Annotated in this window: 11 protein-coding genes; all 11 read left to right on the top strand. The window is 51.9% G+C overall.

What is annotated here, in order from left to right; genetic code table 11:
- Positions 1-3 precede the first annotated feature (3 nt).
- Positions 4-4026 carry an Eco57I restriction-modification methylase domain-containing protein gene (locus ACNKU7_RS05720; protein WP_418296004.1) on the top strand — a complete coding sequence of 1341 codons (4023 nt, stop codon included), beginning with the start codon at positions 4-6 and terminating at the stop codon, positions 4024-4026.
- Complete coding sequence (locus tag ACNKU7_RS05715) at positions 4026-5363, top strand: AAA family ATPase (protein ID WP_418296003.1); 1338 nt, start codon at positions 4026-4028, stop codon at positions 5361-5363. Before ACNKU7_RS05720 ends, ACNKU7_RS05715 begins: the two co-directional genes overlap by 1 nt.
- A complete protein-coding gene (locus tag ACNKU7_RS05710) occupies positions 5360-5887 on the top strand; it encodes a hypothetical protein (protein ID WP_418296002.1) in 528 nt (175 codons plus the stop codon). Before ACNKU7_RS05715 ends, ACNKU7_RS05710 begins: the two co-directional genes overlap by 4 nt.
- A gap of 9 nt (positions 5888-5896) precedes the next feature.
- A complete protein-coding gene (locus ACNKU7_RS05705) occupies positions 5897-6574 on the top strand; it encodes an RNA ligase family protein (protein WP_418296001.1) in 678 nt (225 codons plus the stop codon).
- On the top strand, positions 6571-7326 hold the full coding sequence (locus tag ACNKU7_RS05700) for an HNH endonuclease (RefSeq protein WP_418296000.1): 756 nt from the start codon (positions 6571-6573) through the stop codon (positions 7324-7326). Before ACNKU7_RS05705 ends, ACNKU7_RS05700 begins: the two co-directional genes overlap by 4 nt.
- 25 nt (positions 7327-7351) lie before the next feature.
- On the top strand, positions 7352-8602 hold the full coding sequence (locus tag ACNKU7_RS05695; protein ID WP_418295999.1) for a hypothetical protein: 1251 nt from the start codon (positions 7352-7354) through the stop codon (positions 8600-8602).
- Complete coding sequence (locus ACNKU7_RS05690) at positions 8587-10632, top strand: phospholipase D-like domain-containing protein (protein WP_418295998.1); 2046 nt, start codon at positions 8587-8589, stop codon at positions 10630-10632. The genes ACNKU7_RS05695 and ACNKU7_RS05690 overlap by 16 nt, the downstream gene beginning before the upstream one ends.
- The gene (locus tag ACNKU7_RS05685) at positions 10629-14450 is read left to right on the top strand and encodes a DEAD/DEAH box helicase family protein (protein ID WP_418295997.1); all 3822 of its coding nucleotides are present in this window, start codon (positions 10629-10631) and stop codon (positions 14448-14450) included. Before ACNKU7_RS05690 ends, ACNKU7_RS05685 begins: the two co-directional genes overlap by 4 nt.
- A 62-nt stretch (positions 14451-14512) precedes the next feature.
- Positions 14513-17257, top strand: coding sequence for a PD-(D/E)XK nuclease family protein (locus ACNKU7_RS05680; protein ID WP_418295996.1), 2745 nt, complete (start codon positions 14513-14515; stop codon positions 17255-17257).
- A complete protein-coding gene (locus tag ACNKU7_RS05675) occupies positions 17254-20481 on the top strand; it encodes a UvrD-helicase domain-containing protein (protein WP_418295995.1) in 3228 nt (1075 codons plus the stop codon). The genes ACNKU7_RS05680 and ACNKU7_RS05675 overlap by 4 nt, the downstream gene beginning before the upstream one ends.
- Positions 20478-21734: an exonuclease SbcCD subunit D C-terminal domain-containing protein gene (locus ACNKU7_RS05670; protein ID WP_418295994.1), complete on the top strand. Its 1257-nt coding sequence runs from the start codon at positions 20478-20480 to the stop codon at positions 21732-21734. Before ACNKU7_RS05675 ends, ACNKU7_RS05670 begins: the two co-directional genes overlap by 4 nt.
- Positions 21735-21741: the final 7 nt, after the last annotated feature.

Here is a 21741-nt window from a genome sequence, read left to right as displayed (position 1 = left end):
ACAATGAAAAAAGTCAAACGCCAGGCCAAAAGTGCCCTCAACTTGCCGAGTGTTACCCTCGAAGGGACCCTGTTTCTGCCCGATCAACTGGAAAAGGCGGCGCTCGGGCAGGCCAAACACCAGAGCGAGACAGATTACCAAACCCCAAAAGGCCTGCGCCTGAAAGACGATTACAGTCGCGCCTTCCAGATCGCTTGCGCCCAATGGAAACACTTTGCTCCTGCGCTGGAGCGCGAAGACGTTGACGCCCTGGCCATCACCGAGAACTTTGTGGCAGAGCTGCTGCGCGATGTGTTCGGCTATAGCACGCTGTTAGCCACTGCGCCCATCCAGGTCAACGAACGCGCTTATCCCATTACCTTTCTGGCCAGCCACATACCGGTGGTGGTCGCGCCCTTTAATGCCAAACTGGATGACAGCCTGCCCGATTTCGCCACTGTAGGCAGCGGCAGCCGCAAGAAATCCGCATTCCAGCTGGCACAGGAGCTGCTCAACGCCAGCGATGCGCACCTGTGGGCTATTGTTAGCAACGGCAAGCAGCTGCGCCTGCTGCGAGATGCAGCCAGTCTCACTCGCCCGAGTTTTCTGGAAGTTGATCTGCAGGATGTGCTCGAAGGCCAGCGCTTCAGTGAGTTCGCTAGTGTCTGGAGACTGCTACACGCGAGCCGAGCCTGCCTCCGTAACAAGCCCGAGCATAGCATTTGGGAGGCCTGGCGATGTGAAGGTATTTCCTTAGGAGTGGAGGTTCGTGAAGGGCTGGGTCGTGGAGTAACTGAAGCATTAAAATTTTTAGGGAAGGGGTTCCTTGAACATCCTAAAAATATCGAACTGCGCGAACGGCTTTCCAATGGTGGCCTGACAAAATCAGCCTTCTTCAATCAGCTACTGCGGCTTGTATATCGGATGCTCTTTTTGTTTACCGTAGAAGAGCGGAATTTGTTGTTGATAGAAAGTCAAGAGAAAAAGAATAAGTTCGCCAGAAATGCGTACCTCGGTAGTTATTCATTATCAAGACTTAGGGATCGTTGTTTAAAACGACGTAGTTGGGATAATTTTGATGATATTTGGCAAGCTCAGCTGGTAGTTTTTAAAGCTCTTGAAACTGGCCAAGAGAAGCTTGCATTGCCGGCACTTGGTGGGCTTTTTCACGGAGATCAATGCGTAAATTTAGTCACATCTTCAATTAGCAATGCAAATTTCCTTAAAGCTGTGAAGGAGCTTAAGTGGACCAAGTTAGATAATAATAGCCCGTTAACGCCAGTTGATTATAAAAATATGGGAGTTGAAGAGCTTGGGAGTGTATACGAAGAGTTACTCGATTATGACCCTCGTCCAGATCCATATCAAAAAACATTTGAACTAGTTAATACAGCTGGAAGCGAGCGCAAAACGACAGGGAGTTACTACACCCCGGATTCCCTGGTACAGGAGCTGATAAAATCCGCGCTGGAGCCAGTCATTGAACAGCGGCTGGCAGAAAACAAGGCCAATCCCAACGAAGCTCTGCTAGGTATTCGCGTCATCGACCCGGCCTGTGGCAGCGGCCACTTTCTACTGGCCGCCGCCCGTCGCCTGGCACAGGAGTTGGCCCTGCTGCGCAGTGAAGACGGAGCTGTAAAACCCGCTGACTACCGCCACGCGCTGCGCGAAGTAGTAAGCAACTGCATCTTCGGCGTCGACCGTAATCCAATGGCACTGGAGTTAGCGCGCACCGCTCTGTGGCTGGAGGGCTTTGAAGAGGGCCAGCCGCTTTCGTTCCTCGATCACCACCTGCAATGCGGCGATGCTTTGCTCGGGCTGACGGATTTGAAAGCCTTGGAATACGGCATCCCCAAGGCCGCGTTCAAGGCATTGTCAGGCGATGAAAAGCCCGTGTGTACCGCGCTGAATAAAGCCAATACGGCTGCCTTAAAGCAATTAGAAAAGGACCGCAAGAGCCCACAGTTCAAGTTGCCGCTGGAGCAGGCCAACCAACTGGCCGAGCTGAAAGCCATTGAGGCCATGCCCCAAACCTCGACGAATCAAATTGCCAAGCAGGAGGCAGCCTACAAAGCCTTCCTGGACAAGGCACGGCACAGTCACCTGTGCCAGGCAGCGGATATGGTACTCGGGGCCTTTTTATTGCCGAAAACAGAGACTACCGAAAACACCATTCCCACCACCGCCAGCGTCTATCTGGAGCTCGTGAGTGAAAACCACAACGCCCAGCATCTTGCGCAGCGTGATGCTGCAATTAACGCCTGCCGTGAGGCCAGAGTATTCCACTGGCCGCTGGCCTTTCCACAGGTATTCGCAGACGGGGGCTTTGACTGTGTGCTCGGCAACCCGCCGTGGGAGCGTATCAAGCTGCAGGAAGAGGAATTCTTTGCCACCCGCAATGCCGATGTGGCCAAAGCCAAAAACAAAGCCGAACGCGCCCAGCGTATTCAATGGCTGAGTGAGGGTATGTTGGCCAAGCATCTGCTGCCGGAGCTGCACCATCCAGAGCACGAGTGTCAGGCCGAAGTGCGGTTGTTCAATGAATTTGTCACCGCCAAGCGTACCGCCGAAGCGGCCAGTGCTTTTATGCATGTGAACGGTGATGAGGGGGGACGTTTTGCTCTGACCGGGGTTGGGGATGTGAATACCTATGCCCTGTTTAGCGAGACCATCTATCAAATAGTATCACCCATGGGGCGGGCAGGTTTTATCGTGCCGTCTGGCCTGGCTACCGACAATTCAACCAAGGATTTTTTTGGTGAATTAATTTCAAAGAGATCACTTGACAGCTTCTTCGAGTTTGAAAACGAAGGATTTTTCGCCGGTGCCGGCCAAGGTCATATGCTGCGCTTTGCCCTGACCACTATTGTTGGCTCTGATCAGGAAATTCCAGAAACACGCTTCCTCTTTCAGGGCAAAAAAATCGAACATCTTCAAGACTCAGAACGGGTCTTTACCTTAAGTCCAGAAGATATTTTCAGGGTGAATCCAAACACCCTGACATGCCCGATTTTTCAATCGCGCTATGATGCAGAGTTGACGACTAGCATTTATCGTCGCGTGCCTGTTCTTGTTCGTGAGAAAACTGACCGTCAGCCTGAAGTTAATGACTGGAAGATTAAATTATCTACCATGTTCCACATGGCTAACGATAGTCACTTATTCAAGACGTTCGATGAACTTGTTGGCAATGGGTTTGAACAGGTCAATAACCATTTCTTTAAGGGAGATAAGGAATATTTGCCTCTCTATGAGTCCAAGATGATGGGAATGTTTAACCATCGTTACGGCGACTTTAATGATTCAAATCACGAAAGGGCCCATATCCTCCCAAGAGTTGAGGAATCGAAATTGGCGTCTCTATCTTATGTTGTGCAGCCTTTCTACTGGGTTAGCAAGGAAGATGTATTGCGTAAAAGAGAACAGTTAAGTTGGAATAAGAAATGGTGGCTTACCTGGAGGAATGTTACTGATTCTAGAGCAAGTGCAAGAACTATGATCACTAGTGTTCTTCCTGATTGCGGAATTGGTCATAGTCTTTCCATATACATGCCCGGGCTAGATAATCCTTCACTAATAATGGCTCTGTATGCAAATTTCGGTTCTATTATTTTTGACTATGTGACAAGGATGAAGTTGGGGGGGTTGAACTTTAGTTTCTTTATTTTAAAGCAGTTGCCTGTTCTTCCTCCGGATAAATATACAAAGTCGGATTTGGATTTTATTGTTGGTCGGGCAGCTTCGTTAAGTTGTAACTCGGTGGATATGGACACTCTTGGCTTTGATCTTGCTGTGGACTTAGTGAAGTACGAATCTAGTAGTAGGAAAAAGATTCAATGTGAGTTGGATGCTTATTACGCCAAGCTGTATGGGCTAAATCGCAAGGAGCTCGAATTTGTTCTGAATCCAGAATCTATAAACCCAGGTTACCCTTCAGAAACATTTTCCGTACTTAAGCGCAATGAGGAACGAGAATTCGGCGAATACCGCACGCAACGGTTAGTGCTAGAAGCCTGGGACAAATTAGAGGCGGGGGAGCTCCACTGATGCTAACCCACCTAAAGCTCGATAATTTCAAAATCTGGCGCAGCACCGGACCGCTGCGCCTGGCCCCCTTGACCTTGTTGCTTGGCACCAACTCCTCGGGCAAATCCAGTCTGATCCAGAGCCTGTTACTGATTCGTCAAACGGTAAAAAACGACGATCCGAATCTGGATTTGAATTTGGGTAATCCGGATAACGACAGCAGCAAGCCCGACTCTGTCACCCTTGGCCAGTTTCAAGATGTCCTCTGCCGCAGCGCCAGTGCAAGCCAAAGTACATCTGCGAGTCAATTTGGCATTGAATTTCGCTGGGCTGAGGAGTCCGAAGGTACCGATTCATCGCTGTTTTCTGCCCGCTACCGTAAAGGTGCCGGTAACAGTGCCGAACTCGACTATCTGCGTTTGGGCAAGGATGATCAAGGTTTCACAGTCAAGCGTCGTAAGACAAGTATTTATCAGCTGAGCCTGGCAAATCAGCGCAAGCCATTGGGCCAAAGCGCCGATTTTCGTCCTGAGCGCTCTTTTGCCTTTTCTGCAGCCACGCTCAATAAGCTTGGTGAGCAGGCAGAAGCCATCAAAGACATTGGTCCGGAGCTGCTGGATGAGCTCAGCCGCATAATCTATCTGGGCCCCGTTCGGCGGCTAGCACAGCGCGACTATGTCTGGGCTGGCCGCATGCCCGCCCATATCGGTGATGACGGTGCCAAGGCTATCGATGCTTTGATAGCCAGTGGTGTTGAATATCAACGGCTCAGGAAAGCTCACAAGCCACTCACAGAAACCGCTCAGCTATTTGAGCAAACAGAGCAGTGGTTAAGAAAAATGAACCTCGCCGACGGCCTGGACGTGAAGCAGCTGGGGCGCTCGGCCCGGTATGAGCTGCATATGACGAATTATGGTGAAGGAAGTAATATCAAAGATGTCGGGGTCGGCGTTTCTCAAGTATTGCCCGTGATTGTGGCGGCCCTGTTTGCCCAGCCTGGCCATATTGTTCTTATAGAAGAACCGGAAAGCCATTTGCATCCATTGGCACAAAGTGAATTGGCAGAGCTGTTTTCACAGGTTAGTCGTGAACGTAAAGTTCAATTCATTGTAGAAACCCACAGTGAACACCTGTTTCGACGCCTGCAAACGCTGATGGCACAGAATACGATTTCTGCGGCTAGCACGGCTATGTATTTCGTAGAGCGGGAGGGTAAAGCGGCTCGCATGCGTCCACTGGAGCTGGACGAGTTTGGCCGTGTCAAAAATTGGCCTGACAAATTCTTCGGCGATGCAATGGGAGAAACTAAAGAGCAGGCACGCCTGGTCTTTGAGAAACAAGCCAGATCGTTGCCATGAAGGATCGTTACGTTATTGACACCAATGTACTGATTGCCGCTAGTGCAGCCAATCCATCTGATCCAAAAGATATTGATGCAACTCCTGCAGAGCCGGAGCAGCGTATGCGAGTGTGGAACTGGCTTAGTGAATTTCAGGATAGTCCATCCAGAATGGTTTTGGATCGTGCCGGTGGTATTTATTCTGAGTACAACAACAAGCTGGGTTTCAATGATTACGGTATTCAGGTCGTAATGCACAAGTGGAGCACCGTTGCCGTGGATAATGTGGACGTTGAGTATGACGCTGAAGGCCACGGATTGTTAAATCCACCCTTGCGGGATGTTATTCATGATGAGGCGGACAAAAAGATGGTCGCTGCGGCGCTGGACTCACATGCCCAATATGGTGAAGGCTGCGTAGCATTTGCAGGCGATACCGATTGGCATGACTGGGAAGCTGACTTGCTGGCCAGTCTTGTCTTGCTTGAGCCCATCATCGAGGATTGGTCTCGCCAGAAACACACTGAGAAGCAAAACCGCTAAAAGTCAAACATGACCGACTTCTTTCGCTTCCCCCACACTCCCCACCTTTGCTGGCTTGGCAAAGGGTCTCCCCGTGACGACAAAGTGCTCTCTGCATCTACAGCAGATGACTTACTATCCGGTGAAGTGGTGGTAGAGGAAAAGCTCGATGGTGCCAATTTGGGCATATCAATTGGCTCAAGCGGCCAGCTTAAGGCGCAGAATCGGGGTCAGTACTTGCAGGAACCCTATGCTGGCCAGTTTTCCCGCCTTAATAGTTGGCTAGCCCAGCATCAGTGGGCGCTTAAGGATCACCTTTCTTCGAACTGCATCCTGTTCGGCGAATGGTGCGCCGCCAAACACTCCCTGGATTACAACTGTTTGCCGGATTGGTTGATGGTATTTGATGTATACGACCGCCATCAGCGGCGTTTTTGGAGCGTTCAACGGCGTAATGAGCTAGCCCAAACGCTAGGGATTGCCCATGTTCCTGCTTTGTACAAGGGAAAGATCAGTCCCGCTAAACTGAACGAACTTCTGAACGCCACACAAAGCCGGTACCGCAGTGGACCACCTGAAGGACTGATCATTCGTGAGGATCGTCATGAATGGTGTGTGCGACGGGCAAAGCTGGTCCGAGCAGAATTTACGCAGGCGATTGATGATCACTGGCGCGGGCGATCCATTGAATGGAATAAGATTAAATGAATCCCTTGCAGCGCACATTAATCGAAAAAACTGGTCACGACTTTGGCTTCGAATACACCGTTGTTGAAACTCCCGCCTCACTGACACTTGGCTCTGCCCGACATCCATTGCACGCGCAAGTGATGCTGATACAAAACGAGTATCAGCTTCATTTGATCAACGCCAAACCGCTGCTGATCAATGAGCTGGGTCGCGATTTTTCCGTCACTGGGAAAACTATTACTTGCGACAACATTGAACAGCTGTCAATTGTGCTCCGTCGAGCCGCATCCCTGGCGCATGCGTTGCCAAATCAAGCTGAACACGATTTTGAGTCTGCCCTGGAGGCAGCTTTTAAAAAGCTCCCCAAAGAAATCAAAAACACCGAAGTCGAGCGCATGGTGCGTCAGCGGGTAGGGCAGGACACCTTTCGCAAAGCCATGCTCGACTATTGGGGTGGCGCTTGCGCGGTTACCGGCGTCGCCTTACCTGAAGTGCTCCGTGCCAGTCACGCTCTACCTTGGGCCGAATGTGCTTGCGATGCCGAGCGCCTGGATGTATTCAATGGCTTTCTGCTCACTGCAAATCTCGATGCACTATTTGATCGCTTTCTAATCAGTTTTGATGCGACGGGTGGTATTTTGATTTCCGATTTGATTTCGGAAAGTGACAGAGAGTTTTTGGGGATAACCAGTTGTCTGAAGCTGCGCTGGTTGACAGATCAACATGACAAATATTTGGATTTACATCGGGCTCGATTACAGGTTGCCTGACTTATAGTGGGGAATATTTTTTAAGATGCCGTTCTTATCACTATTAGATGACCGCGCCAAACCCAAAGGATCGAGAGATCCGCTAGGTTTCGAATTGATATGGACACACTACGGTCGGCAGGTCATTGGCAATCTCACAACCATAACAGGTTCATTGACTAACTTTGCTGTTGCGATTCTCGGGTTCAAATGGGCGAATGATCTGCATGCGCACGTTCCAGAGGCTGATCGGCAGTCCAGGATTCGGGATTCTTTCCTTCGGTACGAGCAGTTGGCGGCCTATCTACGCTATCTCTCCGGTGATATGCAGATCATGGGCATTACGAGAGTTAAGCAGAGAATGGGGGGCAAGCAAACTCAGGTAAGTTTTGGCGTGGGTTCCGATGCACAGATACTAAGCGACCAGGCCAGTTATGGGCTCTGGGGTTTGTACTCTTCAGCTATGCGTGATGCTGGTCTGGTTCAGGGGGATAACCGGCTGCCAACTCCCATAGGCTTGGCTATTGCCGAGAAGATTGAAAAAAAATTAATTCATACACACTTCTTGGATCGATTTTCCTCCTTAAAGCCAGTCGCCATAGCGGAACTTGAGCCATTGTCTACTGCGTTTAAGCAAGCCATTAATAACAAAGTCGCTCGAAAAGAATTGATGCATACCCTGATGGGTGGGGGCCAATATAAACAATTGCAGCAGAAACTCTGGCTGCAAACCCAGGGAATGGCAGATGAGAATTCTGTCATTGCCGGTATCCCTGATTTTATTACTCAGGTCAAAGCTCGTAATAATGGTTCTGATCTCGCGCAAAGATTGACAGAAATTGAATGGGTGGAGCGTGTACTGGTCGCGGCCAACAATATTTTTAACTATTGCCGCCGAAAGGACGGCGCAATGGTCACCGAGTTAGTGCGCGAGTTAGAGCAGCGATATAGCTATAGCCATTTATCTGAAAGCTTTAGCTTTGAGAGCTTACGAGATGTTCTGGGCATTCAGCGTGTTGATATCTTGCAGCGCCTTTTACAGGCCTTAAGGAACCATAATCAGTGCGATGTCGTAATGGCATTGCTAGAGCTTAACCGAGTAGTGATGGAGCTCCGGGGTGGTTGCCCTTGGGTTGAATTGGAGAATGGCAGCACACTTCGTGTGAAGGTGCCCAATGAAACCGCTACTTTGTTAGATCAGGATGAGCTGGAATCCCGCTGGGATTACGACTACTTCATTGGTTCGTATATCAATATAGCAAGCCAGGGATTGGGGTTATCATGGAAAACGCAGTAGTCTCTGATCACCTGGGGGCGCTTCTAGCCGATCGTCAGGTAAAAGCAGCAGTATTTACTACTTATAATTTCGAGCCAGATTTCTTTGAGTTAGAAGTGATCCCACTGCTGTTGCCAGGGAATATTCAGCTATCCTCCCACGCTGCTATCAAGTTGTTTCAGGTGAGGGAAGCCCTGCGTGAGTCAGCGGTAGAGTTGGAAGTTTTTTATGATCTAAAGATTTTTCGGGAAAACGCCAGCTGTTCCCCTGCCATGGAATACCCGTTTCACGGGGTTTATCGCGGAAATAATGCTTTTCATCCAAAGCTTGTATTTATCCTGGTTTATGACGAAGAGACCCAGAGTGACTGTGTGCTGGTGGGCGCTGGGTCCAACAATCTGAGCCTGGCTGGGTGGTGGGACAATATAGAAGGTATTCACTGGGAGGAGGTTTGGCCCTGGACGGTCGATACTGGCTTTATTGAGCGCCTGAAGGCAGATATTGAATGGCTCCAGAGTGAGCGCTATCTGGTATCAAATAGTGGGCCGTCAGCCCTTGATCTTGTGGCGAAACATCTGGATTTTTGCCTGGAAAGCTCAGAGGCCTCCGCCCCGGAAATGACTGTTCCATATTACGGAATCGCCAGCAGCAGTGAATTCCAGGGTTTTCAGGCATTCCTGGACATTGACGTCAGGCAGAAGTTGGCGACTTATAACAACTGGACGCTGGAGATTATTTCTCCGTACTTTGCGGAAGACGCCCACAACAACCTGCATGAGTCCTTTTTTGATCTTGGTGTGCGACAGATTCACCTCCTGTTACCGGTCAATCAGGAAGGTGCGGCAGTTTGTACGCCCGAGTATTTCAATCACATCGAAACGCAATCCAATGTTCACTGGGCGCTGTGGTCGGAGCCGGTAAGTCGCAGTTTGGGCTTAACCGGGCAGCATTTCCGGCGTTTGCATGCGAAGCTCTACCATTTCTACAACAAAGTACAGTCCTGGGTATTTGTGGGCTCTGTAAACTTCACATATAAAGCGTTTTCAGAAAATATCGAGGCGGGTTATTTCGTTAAGCTGAAGAAGGCCGGACCGTTGTTGCAAGCGATTGAGGATACTCAGGTATTTGATCGTTTTGAGCCCCCAGCCGAGTCCGCGCCCGGGGAGGAGGAAACAGCGGCATCGGAATTATTGCCGATAATTGACCTGGTTTTTGACTGGCGCACTCGAACACTTACAGGCGTGACAGAGGCCCGGAAGAGCTACCGCATCAACATACACAGGCCTGAAGGTGACTCAGCTGTCGCAGACTGGGCATTAACCGGGACACCCCGTGTATTTGAGGGGGATTTAGTAGCCCTGGAAATTCTGCTTAAAAATGGTTCGCTGGTGAAGGTGAGCGGGATCAATCAACGGTCCAAAGAAGCCTTCGAGACTCATTGGGTAATGATGAAACAAACTGGCTGGACCCACAAGCCGCTGGACTTGCCGGAGATGTCACCCGAACAGATTCTTGCGATTTATGCGGGAATGTCTCCGGACAAGCGCCAGGCGTTGTTGATGAATGCCCATATCCGTAAGCTGGTTTTGGCCGGACAGGGTGGTGATATGACTTTCCCTGCCGATGACTTTGTCGCGGAAGAATTTTTCAGTGAATACGCAGAGTTATTCCATGCTTTCCGGCAGTTACAGAGAAAATTGTCTGAGGCACAGAATGATGATAACGAAACCCTTGTGGAGTATTACCTGACAGGTGCTGGTTTCGACAGTCTGCCAACACTGGTTGACAACATTCTAGAGGATGGCGAAACCCGTAGCGTTATGGCGTACCTTATTCTCTTGTGCGCCAAGGAAATTTATCAAACGCGTCAGTTTAGCGGGTATTTCGGCGTGCCAGAGAATCTGCGGCAAGTAGATTCTGCGATCGATGAGCTGAAAGGTAGTGGTGCGATTACTCTGGAGAAAAATACACCGGAAGACCGAGCACGATTCTTCACGTGGTTTGAAACGCAGTTTTTCAAGACCTATCGGCAGCAGGAGGTAGTGGAGTGAGCCTCAGACCTATTGACTTGGATACTGCGCGCCGAATTCTGGATTTTTCTGGAGGTGATAAAAACCTCGCTAGCCTCGGGGAGCTGCAATTGGAAGGTGCGGTTGCGCTTTACAATATGATAGCAGACCGCAAAGTCGGGATCGGTTACCTGGCCGACGAAGTGGGTATGGGTAAAACCTACATTGCCCTGGGTGTAGTAGCATTGATGCGCTATTTCAACCCGACACTGCGTGTACTGTACATCTGCCCCAGCAATAACGTGCAAGAAAAATGGCATGCACGGGAATATCGTAGTTTCTGTAAGCACAATGTTCGGGTCAACCAGTACCGCGTTCGGACTCCTGATGGAAAGTCTGCAGCTCCGGCGATCAGTTGCCGAAGTGTGACGGAATTGATTCGTCACGCAGCGACGGGGTATTACGCCGATTTTTTTGTGGGTATGAATGCCTTTAGTCTGGCGTTAAGCAAAGATGATAAGGCTGCATGGAAGGCAAAGCTGAGAGAACTCCATCAGCTACTGCCTGCCTTTGAAATTCCAACTTCTGGAATTTCTTCCATGGCTGTAAAGGACAAGTACGCAGAAGCTTTAAACTATGTATTGCCTTCCTTCGATCTTGTCGTAATCGATGAGGCCCATAATTTCAAACACGACTTCGAAAGCAGTCACCGAAACCGCGTGTTATCGGCAGCGCTTGGGTTTCGTGAGGGAAAAGGGCAAGTTCAGAGGGTTAAGAATGCGCTGCTGTTGTCAGCGACACCCTATGACCGAAACATCAACCAGTTACGAAATCAGTTAAGGCTGGTAGGTCATGGGTCACTTCTCCCGGATGAAATTGCACACGATGAAAAGGATCGTGTAGAAGTTCACTTATCCCGTTTTATGGTCCGTCGACTGAATGTGCTGCAGATAGCTGGGAAGGACCATACCCGTAATATGTATCGTAATGAATGGCGATCCGGCGAGCGGGCTGAAATTCGACTGACTTCTGATGAGCAAAAGTTGGTGACAGCCTTGGTTCAAAAGAAAGTTGGAGAGATGCTGGTAAAAAAGAACGGATCACCAAGCTTTCAGACGGGCTTATTGGCGTCGTTTGAAAGTTATGCTGAGTCCACCCGTTCCGGTCCAGTTGAATTTGATGGTGAACTTGCAGAGAAGGACGGTTCGGATGCTCAAGATAAGCACGTCATAGCTGCGATTTCGGATAGTTATATCCAGTCCGATCTGGGAAGGACGCTCCCTCACCCCAAGATGGACTCCGTCAGCCAACAGTTGGCTGAAGAGCTGTTTCATCGCAGCCGAAAGCAAATAGTATTTGTCCGTCGCGTCAAGAGTGTAAAGGAAATCAAGCGTAAACTTGATGACCTCTACAACGAGTGGTTGTCGACCTACATTCTGAGTCAATTGAATGCGTATCCCGAGGCATATCAGTGCATGGATGGCGTTATCGGTGTGTACCTCGAGTGCAGCCGCTTCCAGGATGAGGACATTTCCGGTGGGGATTATGTCAGTGGCGATGCAGATGAGACCGATGACCGTCAGCCACCAAAGAAGGACACATTATTCGCCTGGTTTTTCCGGGGGGAGTTAGCGGCCGATGCCGCGTACCTGTTTGATCAAGGTCAAAATTCCCTGATTGTGCCAGAAGCCATGCGCAAAGGACTGGTTGCCAAGAATCAGAGTGTCTCTTTATTACTGGAAATAAATTGGGCGAATCTTCTTGCGCACTGTCTAGGAGAAGACCTTGAACAGTTGCTCCAACAACATGGTGAAGAGATCTGCGGCATAGCTGCCAAATACATTGATGATGCCTCCATAGTGAACTGGCAGTCAGACTTTGTTGCCTGCCAGTTGGCGTTTTTGGTTTGCCTTGCACGGCATCGAAATCTGCCAGGATTACAGCAGTTGGTAGATCACCTTGAACCATCTGAGCCAGCTACGAATTCCGCATCATTATCATTGAAGCGTTGTACCGAGTTATTGCAGACCCATACTCTATATTGCGCACTTTGTGAAATTGGCTTGCTTGATGAGCTTTTCCCACGTGTCTTTCCGTTACTGGAGAAACTAATCGCTAGTCAAGATGTGGATCGAGAGCAGTTTCAAACCCTTGATATACACAGTGCGTTGTTATCGTTATGCCTGAGAACCGGACATGGGCTTGTTGATCTGTATCTGGCGCGAATACGTCGTGGCTCCGGTGATTTAAGCTCAGATTCACGAGCAGAGTGGATGGATGATCTTGCTTCGGTCTTGTCTCGGCAGTCCGGTGAAAAAGGGTTTAATACTTATTGGGAGTGCCGTCAGCTTGCTTTGCATCTCGATTTAATTATCAAAACCAACTTTCCCGGTATCTACGATAAATCCTCGGGTCAATACCGATTGTATCTGGCCCGTTCGCTGAATCCGGTAGCGCCAATCATGGGGGCTACCGGTGATACTGCCTCCACGCGTTCGGCTCAGGCAAGAAAATTTCGTATGCCGGGTTATCCATTGGCGCTGATAAGCACGGATGTCTTTCAGGAGGGGGAGGATCTGCATACCTTCTGTGACTCTGTCATGCACTATGGTCTTTCAGGGTCACCCGTCAGTATCGAGCAAAAAATTGGGCGCGTTGACCGAGTTGGCTCACAAGCTCAGCGCCGGTTGTTGGCCTTGGAGAAAAAAGTCGCTCCGGCCGATGATGATTTTATTCAGGTAACTTACCCTTTCGTACGAGAAAGTATCGAAGTTTTTCAGGTTCGGCAGCTCTGCCATAACATCAACGACTTTATCGAGTCGCTGAATACCCTTGGAGCGGGCTCTCATGCCGTGCTGGATCATATAGATGCTGATGCAGCTGTGGCGGATCGGTCCGAAATACCTGAACAAATCCGGAGCTTCCTGAAATCGCCTTATTTACCACTGGTGACTGAGAGAGATTCCGCTCTAAGTCGAAAGCAGTTTGTAGAAGGCCAGGCGCTACATACTCAGCGCGTGATCGACAACATCGGAAAATTGCTGGCAAAGAAGTTTGGCCGATCATCTGTCCTTGATGCAGAAGGTATTCATATCCCATTGCGGGAAGGTAATTCAACTCCGGCAATAGTAAGCCTAAGGGCTGCGCGCGCCAGCAGTGAGATGCTATTGCATGTATTTTGGGAAGGCGAGACGGTTTTTTTACGCGATATGGATCGAAGTCTGTTACGTGAACGGATGCAATATTCCTGGCGCACCTATTTCCGAACATATGCGAAGGAAACGGCTCATCGGACGCTTCAGTTAGGCTACGATGCTGAGTTATTGGTGGGCGATGAAGAGGCTACCTCACGCGAGGAATTGGATAGTTTCTTTAATCGTTTCCAACAGACGCATGATCCCAATAACTATCATAAACCCACTTCGAATCAGGTGCTTCGCTACTGGTCGAAGGCTGCGCGACAGGGAAAGGCGGATTTTGGTCAGTTTCCTGCGCAAATGGACGTATACGAAAAGGCAAAGGAGCTGGGAATAACCTTCAGGTTTGGAGTTGGTAATCAGGAACGAAAACACCATGTGCGCATCTACGAGCTAGATGGCCGTTGTATCTTTTTGGCCCAGGCTGCATCAGCAAATCGCGTAGAATCGCTGTCGATAGATCAGATCGTTCGGTTTACTTGGTTATTCAACAGTAACATCGATTTGGCTGAATTTATGCTGGATGACAGGATGGCACTGATAGGTAGGACCGTACATCCAGTTAACGGTATGGACTATAAAGAGTTTGTTTATTGTGCATATACCTTAGCTGTGACAACAGATCGCCTGGAATTTTTGATTCAGAGACCGGACCGTTATTAGTGGATTTTGTTTTTCCAAAGTTTGTGGTGGTGGTTTTCAGGCAATGTGGAGCACATTGATAGATGAAGTCGATAGTTCATTTTTTATTGGTTCCTGACGGCAGTGCCGCTCGCCGCCTTCGCCGAATACTTGCGACACAGTCTCCATGCATGGGGCTAATGGTTGGGACCTGGCCGGAGCTGATTGAGCAGGCAAAGACCGCCTATTTGGTCACGCCGCTATCGAGCGATTGGAAAACACGTTTTTATAGCGCGTTGGAGAGTGTAGCCGATGCGTTCTGGTCCAACAGTTTTGAGGTGGCGCCTCAAGAAGTGGCTGCAGAAGTTGAAGCCGCTTTATCCCTGGTTGTGTCTGCTACTCAGTCAGGCATAGCGACAAGTAGTGACGCACTGAATTTAGAGGGGATTGCCGATCGCCCGAGAAAGCACGTTGAAGATATCGTGCGTTTGCTGGTTAAGTTGGATGGTCTGCTACCTGACGAGCTACTGGGCATACAGCAACTACTTACTGCTGAATCCTCCTCAGTCATACGACAAATCGCGGTTTATCACCTGGCGGGATTTCCGTCGCTGACACGCTGGCAGGGGGCGTTGATTGACAAGCTCAACGCGGATTCTGGCATAGAGCCTGACCCGGCATTGACAGGGCTGATAGCGTCGCTTTTGCTCGATCCTTCTCCGGGTACACCACAGACCAGCATTCAGGCTCTACAACAGCGACTTTTTGCTGTGCCAGACGAGACCGCGCCGCTGGATGATACGGTGCAATGGGTAGGCGTCAGGGATTTTCTGGAAGAAGCCGAAGTGGCAGCGGGCATGGCTCAGCAAATGCTCGCTGAAACCCCGGGGCTCGTCCCAGCTGACATCGGCTTGCTGTTGCCTGATACCTTTGAGTATTCACTGGCCGTCAATGATGCATTTTCCGCGGCGGGTCTGCCGCTGTCCGGTTTGCCTGTGGATAAATGGCACCGGGATCTGGGGCATGAAGCCCTGTTCCACTTTCTGTATTGCCGTCAAAAGCCTTCACCGGCCATGGCTCTGGCCGTTTGCTTGTCGTCTCCTTTAATGCCCTGGTCGAAAGAGCAGGGCGCCGAATTGGCCCAGGCCGTGATGGATGGTGACTATCGATTGCGCCCATTTCCGGCGGCGACTCGGAGTGCGCGGCAGATGTTGGAGCTGTTGCGTGAGGGCGATGAGCGTCCCGACACCTTAGCAGCGGCGATTCAGGACTTTGTCGGCTTGCTGGACGGCAGCGAGCAATTGGAATCCCACGTCTATCACGTGAAGGCAACGGCCGACGAGTTGTGTGCGGTATTAACCGGCAAGACGGATATCGACTGGAGCTTGCTGCGGCGCCTAGCTAGCCCAAAGAACATCAGCACCGGGGAATCGCCCGATTTCAACCTGGAAGGGATTACAGTTTGGCGTGAAGCCCACGAGGCCTGGCGTCCGGTTCGGTTTCTGATGGTGTTGGGGTTCGCTTCGGGGCATTACCCGATGGCCAGCAGCGATTCCGCGGTGTTTGTCACTGAGGATTTGCTGGCGCTTCGGGACACGCTCGGCTTATCGCTGGCAACACCTGCAGACCAAATGCGCGATCGACGGGCGCGATTTAAACGCCAGTTGGCATCTGTTGCTGAGTTCGTCTGTTTCACGATCCCCCGCAGGGATGCCAGTGGTGCATCCCAATCGCCGTCGGAGTCACTGGTATTCATGGGCCAGTTGTACAGCGGTATCGATGATGGAGAGTCCCTGATTCTGGAGATGGATGTGGCGGTAGACCGCGATCGCATTCGTTTCCTGCCGCAGGCCGGATCACAGCCGCCGCGGCTACCGCGTGCGATTGTCGCGGAAGATATACAGTTTGGATGCAACCTGCTGGCGTTACGCACCGATGCCGAGGGCAAGCTTCGGCCCGAATCTCCCAGCAGCCTGGAGACATTGATGGTGTCCAGGCTGGCGTGGCTGTTACGTCGCATCAACGCGGAGCCCCAGGGCTGGGAGCCGGAGCGGCCCGATGTCATGCTGTTGGGCACACTCACTCACCAGGTCTTGGAGGAGCTGTTTCAGGCATCGCGCCCGATACCCGATCCGCAGGCCATCAGCGCACAAGTTGAGCCACTGCTAGACGGGGCCATCAGAACCCACGCACCCTTCCTCCGCGCTGCGCAGTGGCAGGTCGAGCGCAGGCATTTGGCCTCTGGCATCACCAAGGCCGCCTTGGCCTGGCGAGACGTGTTGGTGACCCTAAACGCCGAGATTCTCGGTACTGAAGAGTGGCTGGAAGGGGACCTTGATGGTCTGCCTATTCATGGCCAGGCCGATATATTGTTGGGCCTGCCCGATGGCCGATTGCTGGTGGTCGACTACAAGCGCTCCAGTGCCAACAGCCGCAGGCCCCGGATGCAGAAGGGCTACGACAGTCAGGCAAACCTGTACCGCACCATGCTGCAAACCGGAGGGCCTAAGAGCGAAGACAATACGGCCTTGCTGGATAGACTGAAGGCCGGGGATAGCACCGGTATCGTCTATTTCATGACTAACGACCAGACGTCGCTGGCCGATGCATTGGTGGTCGAATCTGGAGCCATTCCGGGTTGGGAGGTGCTGGATGGCGATGTGGCCCAGCAGGCGATGACTCTGATCAGGGAGCGATTGGGTGAGGTGGGGGCAGGTCAGCTGTATTTGAATCGGGATGGCGATGCGACGTTCTTCGATAAACAGGCAGGCGTGAAACCCTACGCCCTGGACAACAGCCCATTGATCCCGCTGTTCACAATTCCCGGTGATGCCAGGGAGGCCGAATGATGTTGCCAGCACTCACCATTATTCCCGCTGGTGCGGGCTCCGGTAAGACCTACACCATTCAGCAGCAGTTGGGTGAGTGGGTGGTTGCCGGGTTGATTGCTCCCGAACGTATCGTGGCGGTGACCTTTACCGAAGCCGCTGCAGCAGAGCTGCGGGAGCGGATTCGCGCCAAGTTGCTGAGTCTTGGTCGCCTGGAAGAAGCCTTAAAGCTGGATCAGGCCTACATCTCCACCATCCACGGTTTCGGCTTGCGCTTGCTGACGGAATTTGCCTTCGATGCAGGGCTGTCTCCTCGGCCCCGACTGCTGAATGAAGACGAAGAAAACACGCTGATTCGTTTGGCGCTGGCGCGCACGGAAAAGGCGGATGTCATCACCTCAGACCTGGCCATGTTTGGCTACAGCTTTGATTTCAACTCCCAGAAGAGTGCCGAAGAGGGCTTTCGTGATGATCTACTGAGGATCGTCACCTTGTTGCGATCTGCCGGTTGGTCCGAAGAGAGTGATAGCTACGCAGCGTTTGCCGCCGAATGGATCAGAGAGCGTTACGGCGTCACCGGAGACGGTGACCAACTGACGGCACGGTTGCAGCAGGCGGCAAGTCGTCTGTTGGAGGCCTTCCCGGAGAATTTATCCAGAGAATTTGGCAATAGCGCCACGGCTGCCAAGGAATTTCAGCGCGACTATCGAAATTTGCGGGCTGTCGCGACAGGTGATGGTTTAAACACCGATTGGAAACTGTGGAAAGAGCTGCGTGCGCTGCGCAAATCCAAGCGGGGTTGTCAGCTACCCGACGGCTATGACGAGTTGGCCGATGCCGTTATCGAGGCCGCGGACGCATTGCCTACGCATCCCGGCCCGCGTGAACAGGCCGTATTGCACATTGAATCCCTGATCGCCGCCGGCCAGGAAGTGCTGGTTCACTATGCGCAAGCCAAGCGTGAAGCGGGACTGGTCGACTACGGCGACATGATCGCCATGGCCGCAGACATGCTGCGCAACCGCCCGGAAGTATTGAACACTCTGGCGCAGCGTATTGACTGCCTAGTTGTGGACGAGTTTCAGGACACCAACCCGCTGCAGTTTGCCTTGCTGTGGCAGTTGAGGGACGCCGGTGTACCCACTGTCACCGTTGGCGATTTGAAGCAGGCAATTATGGGCTTCCAGGGTGCCGACCCGCGTCTGTTCGATGCCCTGATCTACCAGAATCAGGATGTGGTCGAGCCCTTGACCAGCAACTGGCGATCTCAGCCAACCCTGATGCACTTTATCAATGCGGTTGGCCCCGGCTTGTTCGGTGATGAATACGTGCCTCTGGCGCCGCAGGGGGCTGCGAGCACCCAGGAACCAATCGAGCTGATTGATTTTCCTGTGAAGGCCAAAAAAGGTCAGCATGCCGTTCGGGCGCTTTCCGTGGGTGAGCGGCTACAGGTGATACTGGAAGATCCTGCTCAGCAGATTACGGATCGACGCACAAAACAGCTGCGTCGACTGCGTGGCGGGGATATTGCGGTGCTCTGTCCCACCCACAGGATGCTGGCAGATTACGCCGATGTGTTGCGGGCAAAGGGGCTGCGGGTGCGATTGCAAGAGGACGGCTGGCACGCTTCGCGGGTGGTGCAACTGGCCTGCCAGGCCATGGCCTATGTAGCCAACCCGACGGATCGCCATGCCGCCTTGTACCTGGCTGTCACCGAATTGGGTAGCCTCGATTTGAAAACGGCCCTGGAACAGCTGATTGCCAATGGGAAAATCGTTGATCCGGTGTTGGCACGTTTGGATGCGCTGGCCGCGAATGTCAAAGACCGCACCCTCTTTGCCTTGGTGGCTGACACCTGTGCGGCACTCGATCTGTTTGACGAGGTGTCTGTATGGCCGGATGCCGATCAGGCTCGCGCAAACTTGCTTCGCCTACAGGCCGAGGCGGGCGAATACATGGATGCCAATCGTGAGGCACTTGCCAGCGGTGGCTACTACGGTTCCGGTATTCAGAGCTTCCTGGCCTGGCTGAATGCCAAGGTTGAGCAGAAGGATAAAAACCATCAGCCCGATCCTCGGGTGATTGACGAAGATGCCATTCAGCTAGTGACCTGGCACAGCTCCAAAGGCCGGGAGTGGCCAGTGGTGTTTGTGTGTGGCATGGATAGGAGTCTGAGCCCGGGATTGCCCAACATGGCGCTGGGATACAGCACGTTTGAGGATCTCTCCCGGCTGATCGAAAAGGCGCAGATTGAATATTCCCCCAAGTTTGCTGCCTCCGAGTCTGACGATAAGTTCCTCGGGGATCTGGGGCTGGCCACTGAGCTCGAATCGCGGCGATTGATCTATGTGGCGATGACCAGAGCGCGAGAAAAGCTGGTGCTGGAATGGCCGAGCTATTTGGCCGGTAAGGACGGTCTAACGTATTGGTCAATTCTTGCATCAGGGCTCACTCCATCACGCCAAGATGCGGCAATTGCCGTCGGCGGTACTTCGTTTCCTTGTGTAATCAGGGAGGGGGGATCTGAGCTTCCAGAGGATTTCGGTGTTCGCGACGGGACAGCCATTGATATGTTGGCCACCATCGGTCGCAGAGCCATACAGCGCGGGGGCATTTCTTGGGAATTGACCCCGGACAGCGTTGTACCTTCAAGCATGGGTAGGCTCCAGAACATGGACGCTATCGGGAAGCCACTGGAGTCAATCCGATATTGCGACGGACTGGGCCTGGACATCGATTTAACCGGTACCACCCTAGGTACCTTCCTGCACCGCTGCTTCGAGATCCTCGGCGCTAACCCGGACCATGCTTCGAACATCTCTCGCATTACTGGCATCGAGCTGAGCGACGGCACCGCGGCTAGCATCGGGGCAAGTGTGAGTCGTTTCGAGCAATGGGTGGTAGACCGCTTTTCAGCAAAAGCCATTCATCGGGAACTCCCGCTATTGGGAATTGATGATTACGGCTCCGTGGTATCTGGCACCGCCGACCTGGTTCTGGAAACAGATGATGGAGTATGGATCATTGACCACAAGTCAGACCAGATTGAGGACCCGGAAGCGGCGTTTGATAGCTATCGTCCCCAGCTTGAATGTTACGCAACATTGCTCCGGAGCATGGGGTATGGGGTGTTGGGGTTGGGAATTAACTGGATTCGGCGAGGGGAGGTGGTGTTGTATCACTCCGGCAAATTGTTAGAAGAGGTGTCTATTGAAGAGCCACAGTCAGCGGTGGAGGTTCAATGAAAATCCTTCACACATCTGACTGGCATATCGGCCGAACTCTTTACGGCAGAAAACGCTATGAGGAGTTCGAGGGCTTTCTGATCTGGCTGGCTGAGACGATTCAGAAAAATTCAATTGATGTGCTGGTAGTTGCTGGTGATGTATTTGATACCAGTGCTCCGAGCAACCGTGCCCAGGAGCTCTATTACCGTTTCCTGTGTCGGGTGGCTGCGTCATCTTGTCGGCATGTGGTCGTCGTTGCGGGCAATCATGATTCACCATCCTTTCTCAATGCTCCCAGGGAGTTGCTTAAGGCCCTTGATGTCCACGTGGTCGGTAGTATGAGTACTTCCCCGGAAGATGACGTGCTGGTGCTCTGTGATGAGCAAGACGCTCCAGAATTGATTGTCTGCGCAGTGCCCTACCTTCGTGACAGGGATATTCGCGTGGCGGAAGCCGGTGAGAGCGTCGAGGACAAGGAGCGAAAACTGATGGATGGCATCCGCACTCATTACGCTGCTGTCGCCACCTTGGCCGAACAGAAGCGAGAGGAACTTGGGGTTGATATTCCCATCGTCGCCACGGGGCATCTGTTCACCGCTGGCGGACAAACTATTGATGGCGATGGTGTACGCGATCTCTATGTTGGCTCATTGGCTCACGTGACAGCCGGAATTTTTCCCGCGAGCTTTGATTACGTGGCGCTTGGGCACTTGCACGTACCGCAAAAAGTGAACGGCTCCGAAACTATACGGTACAGTGGCTCACCGCTGCCCATGGGATTTGGTGAGGCGAAGCAGCAGAAGAGTGTGTGCCAGGTTGTCTTTGATCAGGCTCAGGGGCACAGCAAGACAGAATCGGTCCAACTGATCGATGTGCCGGTGTTCCAGAAGCTTGAGCGCATCAAGGGAGACTGGGACGGCATTTCTCGCCGTATCCTCGATTTATCGATAATGGACTCTCCAAATGGATCAGGAGTCTGGCTCGAAGTTATCTACGAAGGTGAGGAGGTCATTGGCGACCTGCGTGAGCGTCTGGAATCTGCGATTTCCGACACGCAAGTGGAGATTCTCCGGATAAAGAACAACCGAGTCATCGACCGCGTGTTGGGACGAATCCACGAGGAAGAAACTCTTGACGATCTGAACGTGAACGATGTGTTCGAACGTTGTCTCGCCGTTCATTGCGTACCTGAAGACCAGCGGCCGGAATTGCTTCGCGCCTACCAGGAAACGGTTTCGTCTCTCTATGAAGACGATGTAAAGGCAGAATAGAGAGGCT

This window comes from Microbulbifer weihaiensis, from assembly GCF_048323715.1.
Lineage (GTDB): Bacteria > Pseudomonadota > Gammaproteobacteria > Pseudomonadales > Cellvibrionaceae > Microbulbifer.
The sequence above is the reverse complement of the archived record's forward strand: the minus strand, read 5'-3'. Positions and strand labels throughout refer to the sequence as shown.